Origin of the sequence: Microbispora sp. GKU 823 (genome assembly GCF_002027145.1) — a bacterium.
Classification (GTDB): Bacteria; Actinomycetota; Actinomycetes; order Streptosporangiales; family Streptosporangiaceae; genus Microbispora; species Microbispora siamensis.
Genome location: NZ_MWJN01000171.1, coordinates 1 through 9,936, shown reverse-complemented (window position 1 = coordinate 9,936; position 9,936 = coordinate 1). Strand labels below are relative to the sequence as shown.

8 protein-coding genes are annotated in these 9,936 nt (G+C 69.3%); 5 read left to right on the top strand and 3 right to left on the bottom strand.

The window, feature by feature from the left end; translation table 11 throughout:
- Positions 1 to 359: 359 nt before the first annotated feature.
- Positions 360 to 1,352 (bottom strand): sugar kinase, encoded by a 993-nt coding sequence (locus B1L11_RS42800; RefSeq protein ID WP_079320878.1) that lies wholly within the window; start codon positions 1,350 to 1,352, stop codon positions 360 to 362.
- A 123-nt stretch (positions 1,353 to 1,475) separates the two neighbouring features.
- Here B1L11_RS42800 and B1L11_RS42795 point away from each other — a divergent pair, with 123 nt between their 5' ends.
- Positions 1,476 to 3,470, top strand: coding sequence for a right-handed parallel beta-helix repeat-containing protein (locus B1L11_RS42795; RefSeq protein ID WP_079320877.1), 1,995 nt, complete (start codon positions 1,476 to 1,478; stop codon positions 3,468 to 3,470).
- A gap of 65 nt (positions 3,471 to 3,535) precedes the next feature.
- On the opposite strand, the gene B1L11_RS42790 is transcribed toward B1L11_RS42795, so the two are convergent.
- A complete protein-coding gene (locus B1L11_RS42790; RefSeq protein WP_306291784.1) occupies positions 3,536 to 4,288 on the bottom strand; it encodes an SDR family oxidoreductase in 753 nt (250 codons plus the stop codon).
- Positions 4,289 to 5,317 (bottom strand): zinc-binding dehydrogenase, encoded by a 1,029-nt coding sequence (locus B1L11_RS42785; RefSeq protein WP_079320876.1) that lies wholly within the window; start codon positions 5,315 to 5,317, stop codon positions 4,289 to 4,291. It abuts the gene before it with no gap.
- 114 nt (positions 5,318 to 5,431) lie between these two features.
- On the opposite strand from B1L11_RS42785, the gene B1L11_RS42780 reads away from it, so the two are divergent.
- The 4 genes from B1L11_RS42780 (at position 5,432) to B1L11_RS42765 (ending at position 9,874) form a co-directional block, all read left to right on the top strand.
- Entirely contained in the window at positions 5,432 to 6,799 is a 1,368-nt protein-coding gene (locus B1L11_RS42780; RefSeq protein ID WP_079320875.1) for an ABC transporter substrate-binding protein, read from the top strand.
- 88 nt (positions 6,800 to 6,887) lie between these two features.
- Positions 6,888 to 7,733, top strand: a complete 846-nt coding sequence (locus tag B1L11_RS42775) for a carbohydrate ABC transporter permease (RefSeq protein WP_218671670.1) — start codon at positions 6,888 to 6,890, stop codon at positions 7,731 to 7,733.
- A 4-nt stretch (positions 7,734 to 7,737) separates the two neighbouring features.
- The gene (locus B1L11_RS42770) at positions 7,738 to 8,649 is read left to right on the top strand and encodes a carbohydrate ABC transporter permease (RefSeq protein ID WP_079320873.1); all 912 of its coding nucleotides are present in this window, start codon (positions 7,738 to 7,740) and stop codon (positions 8,647 to 8,649) included.
- A gap of 28 nt (positions 8,650 to 8,677) precedes the next feature.
- On the top strand, positions 8,678 to 9,874 hold the full coding sequence (locus tag B1L11_RS42765; protein WP_079320872.1) for a mandelate racemase/muconate lactonizing enzyme family protein: 1,197 nt from the start codon (positions 8,678 to 8,680) through the stop codon (positions 9,872 to 9,874).
- Positions 9,875 to 9,936 lie beyond the last annotated feature (62 nt).

The window sequence follows — 9,936 nt, the reverse complement described above, 5'->3', positions numbered from 1 at the left end:
CTGGTGCCCAGCTGGCGGGCCAGGTCGTTTTCCGTCGGCATGCGGTCGCCCGGTCGCAGGCCCAGCCGGGCGATGAGTTCCAGCACCTGCTCGGCCGCCACCTCATAACCCGGCCGGTATCCGCCCTCACGCTGGGTGTCGGTCACCGTGCTTCCTCCTCGCCGTTCCCTGCAAGAGTATGACGACTGATCGAGACGGCCCTTGGCGAGGGGTCCGACGGCGTGCGATCAGTACGACACATCTGAACGGTTCAGGCGAGATGGCCGGCATGAGTGGGCGCGGCGGCGGGCGTCGCCGCGCAGGTCAGTGAGACATTCAGCCGGTCAGGACATCCAGAAGCAACCCGAGCGTGAGCCGGTTCACCGGCGGACCTCACGCCCGGCGCCCCGGGCAAGCTCCAGCACCTCCTCGGCGCTGAAGCGGCACTGGTCTCCCTGCACGGTCATGGCCAAGGAGGCCATCGCCGTCCCCCGGCGGAGCGCATCCTCGGGGGAACCGTCGAGCACGCCCCACAGCATGCCTGCCGCGAAGGCGTCCCCGGCGCCGATCCGATCGACTGCGACGGTGGGCAGTGCGGGGGCGGCGAAGGACTCGCCGTCCCACCGTGCGACGGCGCCGCCGGCCCCGGCCGTCACCACGACGCGGCCGACTCCCAACCTCTTCGCCAGATCGTCCGCCAGCGCCGGGGGATCGCCGGCCAGGCCGAAGAGATCGCGCGCGTCCTCGGCCCGGCAGATCAACACGTCGATGTCGGATGCCACCTCGGCGGTGAACGAGGCGGCCTCCTCCGGCGAGGACAGCGCCGCCCGATAGTTGACGTCGTAGACGACCAGAGCGCCACGGCTGCGCCCCTCCCGCGCCGTTCGCAGCACGAGCGCGTCCGACCCCGGCGCCAGAGCGGCGGTGATGCCGGTCAGGTGGATGATCCGAGCCTCGCACACGGCAGCCCAGTCGAGATGGTCGGCGTGGAGCGAGCCGAACGCGGTGCCGGCCCGGTCGTAGAGGACGCTCGTCGGGCGCGGCGGGGAGCCGATCTCGGCGAAGTAGAGTCCGAGGCGCTCGCCGGCCGTCCACCGCACGGTGTCGAGGACGACGCCGGCGCTCGCCAGTGAGTCCGCGACCCGGCGCCCGAGGACCGTGTCGGGCAGCGCCGACGTCCAGCGAGCGGACACGCCGACCGATGCCAGGGCGACGGCGACGTTCGCCTCGGCGCCGCCGACGTGCACGCGCAACTGGGCGCAGTCGCGCAGCCGTTCGCCCGTCGGGGGCGACAGCCGCAGCACGGCCTCACCCAGCGTGGAGACCTCGACGCGACGGCTGCTCGCAGGGCCTTCGCTCCGTTGCTCACTCATGCCCGGGAAATCACCCCTCTTGACTCAGGCCCGTTGCGCCGCTTTCATCATACCTATTATGTGTTACGTCACATGCACCAAGGGAGCCAGGGACAAGTGAGACAAGGCCATTTGGCATCCCTCGTGGGAAGCATCTCCCTCGTGGCCACCGGGGTCGTCGTGGCCGCCGCCACGCCGGCGCTCGCCGTGCCGCCGCATCCCGGCCGGACCACGATCGTCGTCTCGCCGAACGGCGACGATCACAATCAGGGCACGCCGGGCAAGCCGCTGCGCACGCTGCCGGCGGCGCAGGCGATGGCACGCGCGTCGGCGCGCGCGGGCAGCGCCGTGACGGTCGAGCTGAGGGACGGGACCTACCGGCTCGACAAGCCGCTGCGCTTCACCGCGGAGGACTCGGGCACCAGCGCCAAGCCGGTGACCTGGACCGCCGCCAAGGGGGCGCACCCGATCATCTCGGGCGGCGAGGCCGTGACCGGCTGGACGCCGTACGACGCCGGAAAGAACATCTTCGTCGCCTCGGTGCCCAAGGGGCAGGACAGCCGCCAGCTCTACAAGAACGACGCGGCGGTGCCGCGCGCGGCGATCAGGATCGCTCGCAGCGATGTGACGATCACCGAATCCGGCATGGAGATCAAGAATCCCGCGCTGAACTACCTCGCGACGCTGCCGGACCAGAGCCGCATCGAGGTCGAGAGCCAGGGCTCCTTCACCGATCGGTACGCCCCCGTGAAGAGCATCAGCGGCACGACGATCACCATGCAGCAGCCCGCGTGGCAGAACAACAACTGGGGCTACGACACCCTGGCACGCCCGTTCGCGGGCGGTCAGCTGCTGCTCGAGAACTCCTACGCGTTCCTGCAGGAGGGGCAGTGGTACCTCGACCCCTCCGCCGGCAAGCTGTACTACCGTGCCGCCGCCGGTGAGGACCCGAACGGCGCGTCGTTCGTGCTGCCCTCCCTCGAGTCGCTCGTGCAGATCGCGGGCAGCTACGCGGAACCGGTGCACGATCTGACCTTCTCGGGCATCCAGTTCTCGCACTCGACCTGGCTGTCCCCCGGCTCGTCGATCGGCTATGCCGACCAGCAGAACGGCGCCTTCATCGCGAAGACCGTCCCGCAGCCGGCCGACTACCTCACCAGCTGCCAGTCGGGCTGCAAACTGTTCGAGGGCGCGCGCAACGGCTGGAACCAGATGCCGGCGGCGGTCCAGGTGGCCGCGGCCACCCGCGTGAAGTTCACGGACGACACCTTCGCCCACCTCGGGCAGGTGGGCCTCGGCATCGGCCTGGACGCCAACGCCAACGGAGCCGGGATCGGGCTCGGGGTCACCGAGACGACGGTCCACCACAACCTGTTCACCGACCTCGGTGGCGCGGGGGTCGTCGTGGGCGGCGTGCAGCCGGACGCCCACCACCCGAGCAACCCGGCGATGACCCTGCGCGACATCACGATCGACAACAACTTCGTGACCGACGTCGCGAAGGACTACAAGGAGATGTCGGGCATCCTGTCCACCTACGTGGACCACGCAGTGATCACCCACAACGAGGTCTCGAACCTCGCCTACGACGGGATCGACACCGGCTGGGGCTGGGGCGCGAACGACGTGGGCGGCAGCCAGGACTACAAGAACCGGGGCCTGTACGACTTCCAGCCGATCTACACCACGCCGACGACGCTCAGGAACACCGAGGTGACCGGCAACCTGATCCACGGTGTGAAGAAGGTCTTCCACGACGGCGGGAGCCTGTACAACCTGTCGGCCAACCCCGGCGCCGTGTTCAGCGGCAACTACATCTACGACACCAGGCGCACGGTGGGTCTCTACCTGGACGAGGGATCGCGCTACGTGACGATGAAGAACAACGTGGTCCAGGACTGCGGAGTGTGGGTGTTCACGAACTCCTACGGGACGATCAACAACACCAGCGACAACGTGCTCCAGCACAACTGGTACAACTCCGGTGTCACCCAGACGCCGAACACCACCGAGCACAACAACCAGCTGATCGACAACGTCCAGGTGTCGGGCACGGCCTGGCCCGAGGACGCGCAGCGGGTGATCGAGCAGGCCGGCATCGAGCCGCACCTGCGGACCTTCCCGGGGGTATCGCAGTAGCCGCCGGGCGACGATGAGGCGGGGAAGCCGGACGGCTTCCCCGCCTCTCACGTCGTGGCGACGCGCTATCTCGCCAGCCACCCGCCGTCCACCGGGATGACCGCGCCGCAGACGTAGTCGGACGCCGCCGAGCTGAGGAAGACCGTCACTCCCGCGATGTCGTCGCCGCGGCCCCAGCGTCCGGCCGGAATCCGCTCCAGGATCGACCGCGACCGTTCGGGGTCGTCGCGGAGCGCCGCCGTGTTGTCGGTCGCGATGTAGCCGGGTGCGATGGCGTTGACGTTCACGCCACGCGGGGCCCACTCGTTGGCGAGAGCGCGGGTGAGGCCGGCGATCCCCGACTTCGCGGCGGTGTAGCCGGGCACGTTGATCCCGCCCTGGAAGCTCAGCATGCTCGCCGTGAACACGATCTTGCCGCGGCCCCGCTCCAGCATCGGACGTGCGACCAGCTGCGTGAGGGCGAACTGGCTCGACAGGTCGATCTCGATCACCCGATCCCACCATGAGAGCGGATGCTCCGCCGCGGGGGCCCGTTCGATCGTGCCCGCGTTGTTGATCAAGATGTCGGGGGCCCGTTCCGCGAGCTCGGCGCCCAGCGCCAGGACGGCGTCGCGATCCGCGAAGTCGACCGCCCGGCTCTCGAAGGACCGGCCGAGCCCGCGGATCGACTCCGCGATCTCGTCGTCGGCCCGTGACCGAGCGCTCACACCGATGATGTCCGCACCGGCGGCGGCGAGGGCTTCTGCCGATGGCGCGGCCGACTGCCCCGGCGGGCGCGGTGACGACGGCGAGACGGCCGTGGAGGTCGAACAGGCCACTCATGCCCGGGCCTCCCCTGCGACGTCCACCAGGATCTTCATGGCCCGGCCCGCCGAGAGGTCGTCGAACGCGGAGGCGATCTCCTCGATCGGGACGACGCCGGAGATGAGGGACTGCGCGGGGATCAGCCCCCTGCCGAGCAGGTCGACGGCACGCTCGAAGTCCGACCGCTGGTACACCCGGGCGCCCAGCAGCCGGAGCTCGCGCCAGAACACACGCTGCAGGTCCAGCTCGCGAGGGGCGGAGTGGATGGCCACCACGACGATCGTCCCGCGCACCTTCGCCAGCGCGGTGGCGGAGCGGGCCGCGGCTGCGGCTCCCGACACCTCGAACACCACGTCGGCGCCGACGCCGTCCGTCCAGCGCTCGACCTCGGCGACCATGTCGGCGGACGAGGGGTCGATCACCTCGATGCCGAGCTCGGCGACGCGGCTCCTGCGCGAGGCGTCGACCTCGGCGACCATGACGTGGGCACCCGCGTTCCGCGCCACGACGGCGATGAGCACCCCGATGGGGCCGCCCCCGAGCACGACGGCGTGGTCGCCGACCTGGAGGCCCGAGCGCCGGACGTCGTGTACCGCGACGGCGACGGGCTCGACGAGCGCCGCCGTACGCAGGTCGAGGCCGGGGGGGAGCGGTACGGCGATCGAGGCCGGGACGTTCCACCGTTGCTGCAGACCTCCGGGGGAGTCGATGCCGACGAAGACGAGGTTCTGGCAGATGTGCTGGTGACCGGCGAGGCAGGCGGGGCAGGTGCCGTCCCACACCAGCGGCATGACGGTCAGGGGGTCGCCGACCTTCCAGCCCTCCACGCCCGCGCCGATCGCCGCCACCGTGCCCGACGTCTCATGACCGAACACGAGAGGCGTCCGCACCCTGGCGTCCATGTCGCCGTGCACGATGTGGAGGTCGGTTCCGCACAGCCCGCAGTAGGCGACGGCGACCTGGATCTCGCCGGGACCGGGCGGCGCGACGTCCACGGGCACGGTCGCGAGGCGACCCCCGCCCATGTATGCAGCACCCTTCATCGGGTGTCCTCACTCTCTGCGGTGGTTGAACCGCTTGCACACGTCATACGTATGCTCTATTTTCATCACACCGCGCGAGTCGTCAATGTGGGGACAGAGACAAAAGGACATCAAATGGTGCTTAACAGGCATGTCGGATGTGCCGAGCGGCGGATGCGCATGATGGGCGGGGTGGGTGCTCTCGCCATCGTCCTCACGCTGGCCGGCTGCGGCGGCAATGGCGGTTCTTCGGTCGGCTCCTACGGCTTTCCGCAGGTGACGCAGGACGACAAGGCCGCGATCACGGTGTGGGTGGACGCCGACCGCTCGGGCGCGGCCGACGCCTTCAAGAAGGCCAACCCCGACGTGAAGGTCAACGTCGTCACGTATGACGGCTCGGCGAACGGCTCGAACTCGTTCCGCACGAAGGTGCAGCTGTTCGACCGAGCGGGCAGCGGCTGGCCCGATGTGGTGTTCTCGACGCAGAACAACGACGCGGCGTGGGCGAGCCAGAAGAGCAACGGCAAGCAGGCGTTCGCGGCCGTGCTCAACAGCGGGCTCGTTCCGAAGAGCACGCTCGACGGCTTCACGCAGGGTGCGCTGGCGCCGTGCACGGTCGAGGGCAAGGTCTACTGTCTCCGCAACGACCTGGCGCAGGTGGCGCTCTGGTACAACAAGGACCTGCTCGACAAGTTCGGCTACAGCCTCCCCACCACCTGGGAGGAGTACCAGGCGCTCGGCGAGAAGGTGGCCAAGGAGCACCCCGGCTACATCGTCGGCGCCGTCGGAGACTCCTTCGCCCCGGAGATCTACTTCTGGAGCGGCAAGTGCCAGGCGAACGGCATCACCGGTCCCACGTCGGTCACGGTCAACACCGAGAGCACGGAGTGCAAGCGCGTCGCGTCGATGCTCGACGTTCTGATCAAGAACGGCACCGTCCCCAACCTGAGCGTCTTCACTCCGGAGTTCGTGAAGAAGTACACCGGCAAGGTGCTCCTGATGCCGGGCCCGGCCTGGTACGCGGGCGCCATCTTCAACAACCCGCAGTCGCTCAACGTCCCCGCGGGCCAGCTCGGTGTCGCGGCACCGCTGGCCTGGCAGGGTGACAGCCCCGCGACGGGCAACGTCGGGGGCGGCACCTGGTTCGTCAGCAGCCACTCGAAGAACCTCAAGGCGGCCGAGAAGTTCGTCGAGTTCGTCACGACGGCCGACGACTACCAGGTGAACCTGGCTCCCGGATACCCGGCCTACGCGTCGGCCGCGGAGAAGTGGGTCAAGAAGCAGGAGTCGAGCGGCTACTACGCCACCGACCTCCAGGCGTTGATCAAGGCCGGGTCGCAGATCTGGACCGGGTGGGGCTCCGGGGTCTTCAGCCAGGAGGCGATCTGGGCCAAGACGATCACCCCCGCGATCGCCGACGGCAAGAACCTGGTCGATCTCCTTCCCGAGTGGGGGACCGCGATCAAGAACCAGGCCCAGGTCAACGGCTACACGGTCAAGTGACATGACGGTTACCGATGAGGCCGCCCGGTCTGCGGTGATCCCGCCCGGGCGGCCGGCCGGCGGGAGCGACGGTGGCGAGCGGAGCGCAATGAGCTACGCCTTCATCGCCCTCTACGCGGTGCTGACGGTCGCGTTCGGCATCCTTCCGGCCCTCTACTCCCTCTACCTCGCGTTCACCGACGGCGACGGCGGCTTCGCGGGCATCGCCAACTTCACCAAGGTCATGAGCGACTTCCGCTTCCTGCCCGCCGTCGGGCACGTCGCGCTCTACCTGGTGATCTGGCTGGTGGCCCTGGTGGTACTGGTCTCCTTCCTGGCCATCGTGGTCCACGCGGTCCGCGTGCGCTGGCTCAGCCGGACGCTCCGGTTCGTCTTCTACCTGCCGGGCGCCCTCGCGGGCGCGTCGAGCGTGCTGCTGTGGCTGTTCGTGCTCGACCCGACCGCCAGCCCGGTCGGCGGCCTGCTGCGTCTGATGGGTTTCTCCAGTTTCGTGCAGGTCATCGTGCCGGCGAACCTGCCCCCGGTCTTCGCCGTCATCGCGTTCTGGACCGGCGCGGGCGGCTGGATCGTCATCATGTACGGCGCGCTCAACAACATCAGCGCCGACGTGATCGAGGCCGCGCGCATCGACGGCGCCGGCACGGTGCAGATCGCCTGGCACATCCAGCTGCCGATGCTGCGCAAGTGGATCTCGTACATGGGCATCATGTCGCTCGCCGCAGGCACGCAGCTGTTCGTCGAGCCGCAACTGCTCTCGCAGGCGAGCAACGCGATCGTGCCCAACGACTACTCGCTGAACCAGCTCGCGTACCAGTACGCGTTCCAGCAGAACGATTTCAACGGAGCGGCGGCCATCTCCCTGCTGCTGCTCGTCGTCGCCCTCGCGCTGTCGGCCGTCTTCGTGACGCGCGGCGGCCTGTTCGAGAGGGGCTGAGCTCATGACGACAGTGGACGCAGGCCGCGCAGTGGCGCGACGGAAAAGCGTCAGCGGCTGGAGCGGCCGGACGATCGTCGCGGTCGTGGTCGCGATCTTCGTGCTGTTCTTCGTCATCCCGATCGTCTGGCTGCTGCTGGCGACGACGAAGTCGGCGCACGGGCTCATCGTCGACAACCCGTTCCTGCCCGGGAGCATCGACAACCTGGCCGCCAACTGGGACCAGTTGTTCGGCTTCCAGGACGGCGCGGTCACCGGGTGGGTGGGCAACTCGGCGCTGTACGCCCTGGGCGCGCTCGTCATCACGCTCGTCGCGAGCATTCCGGCGGGGTACGCGATGGCCCTGACGGAGTTCCGGCTGCGGCGGCCACTCCTGGTGCTGACGCTGATCGTCATGCTGATCCCGAACACCGCGCTGGTCCTGCCGATCTTCCTCGAGCTGAACGTGGTGGGCCTGATCGGCAGCCCGCTCTCGGTGATCCTCCCGATGTCGTTCTTCCCGTTCGGGGTGTACCTCACGTACATCTACTTCTCGACCAGCGTCCCGCGCGACCTGCTCGCGGCGGCGCGCCTCGACGGATGCGGCGAGCTTCAGGTGTTCACCCGGGTCGCGCTGCCGCTGGCGGCGCCGATCGTCGCGCTGGTGGCGTTCTTCAGCTTCGTGCAGAGCTGGAACAACTTCTTCCTGCCCTTCGTGATGCTGCCGTCGAGCGAGGGCTACCCGGTCCAGGTCGGCCTGACCTCCCTGCTCGCCTCGACCCCGGCGTTCAACCCGAGCTCTGCCGGCACCCTGTCCGTGCAGCTGCCCACGCTCGCGCTCGCGACCGTCATCTCGGTGCTGCCGGTGCTGATCGTCTTCCTTTTCGCACAGCGCTTCCTGGTCGCGGGCATGACGGCCGGGGGCACCAAGGAGTGAGTCGAATTCCTGTCACAAAGGAGCAATCGTGAAGGTCACCGGCTATCGCAGCCTGACCACTGCGCACGACTGGGGCCGGCCGATCGGCGACGCCAACGGCGTCATGCCCGAGCCGCGCACGGATGTGCACGTGCTGATCCTCGAGACCGACAGCGGCGTCGAGGGGGTCGGGCTCGGAGCGCACGGCGACATCGACCGCGTCTTCGGCGCCGTCGAGGGCGAGGACCCGCGGGCCGTCTCCGCGCTCTACGACCGGATGATCGACCGGGTCTTCAAGACGGGCCACTCCGGCGCGACGTTCGGCGCGATCGGTGCGATCGACATGGCGCTCTGGGACCTCAAGGCGAAGGCCGCCGGCGAGCCGCTCTGGCGCACTCTCGGCGGACGTGACCGGTTCGTTCCGGGCTACGCCTCCGGGCTGGACATCGCGCTCGACGACGACGCCCTCGTACGCCTCTACGAGCGCTTCGCGGACCGGGGCTTCAGCGCCGCCAAGCTCAAGGGCGGCCGGAGTCTCGAGCACGACCTGCGCCGGCTGAAGGCGCTGCGGGAGGTCCTCGGGCGCAACTCGGCCGACCCCGCCCTGATGTTCGACGCCAACGAGTCGTGGAACCGGTCGCAGGCCGTGCGCTACATCGCGGCCCTGGAGCGGTCGGTGGACCTCACCTGGGTCGAGGAGCCTGTGCGGAGATGGGACGCGGCCGGGCTCGCCGCGGTCCGGCGGGGCATCCGCGCCGGCGTGGCGACCGGAGAGAACCTCACCGGCCTCGATCAGTACCGGCCGCTCCTGGACGCCGACGCCGTCGACATCGTCCAGGTGGGCAACGTGTGGGGCATCACGCACTTCCTGCGGGTGGCCGCGGTGGCGCACAGCCGTGACCTGCCCGTGAGCCCGGTGGCCTACCACGCCAACCCGGTCGCGCACGCCGCCACGGCGGTGCCGAACCACCTGGCCTTCGAGGTCCAGGACCTCTCGGCCCCCATCGGACTCCAGGTCGACCAGGAGTTCGAGGACGGCGGGATCGTCCTCGGCGACGAGCCGGGCCTGGGCATCCGGGTGGACGAGGATCACATCAACGCCGTGCGAGCCGCCGATCCGCCGGCCGCGATCGCGGGGCCGCATGTCCGCCCCCACCGGGCGGGCCTGCGCCTCGTTCCGGATTCCACGGGGACGACCGCATCGGCGCGCCCGCGGGAGAGCGGGTGGGGTCATGAGCGAGCGTAGCGAGCGAATCAATAGACACAGCGCGATTCGCTCATGCGACTCCGAGCCGCAAGGCGAGGAGG

Bases quoted from the DNA above. Each gene is read 5' to 3' on its own strand.
- B1L11_RS42800 (WP_079320878.1), bottom strand. From the start codon at position 1,352: ATGAGTGAGCAACGGAGCGAAGGCCCTGCGAGCAGCCGTCGCGTCGAG.
- B1L11_RS42785 (WP_079320876.1), bottom strand. From the start codon at position 5,317: ATGAAGGGTGCTGCATACATGGGCGGGGGTCGCCTCGCGACCGTGCCC.
- B1L11_RS42780 (WP_079320875.1), top strand. From the start codon at position 5,432: ATGGTGCTTAACAGGCATGTCGGATGTGCCGAGCGGCGGATGCGCATG.
- B1L11_RS42775 (WP_218671670.1), top strand. From the start codon at position 6,888: ATGAGCTACGCCTTCATCGCCCTCTACGCGGTGCTGACGGTCGCGTTC.
- B1L11_RS42770 (WP_079320873.1), top strand. From the start codon at position 7,738: ATGACGACAGTGGACGCAGGCCGCGCAGTGGCGCGACGGAAAAGCGTC.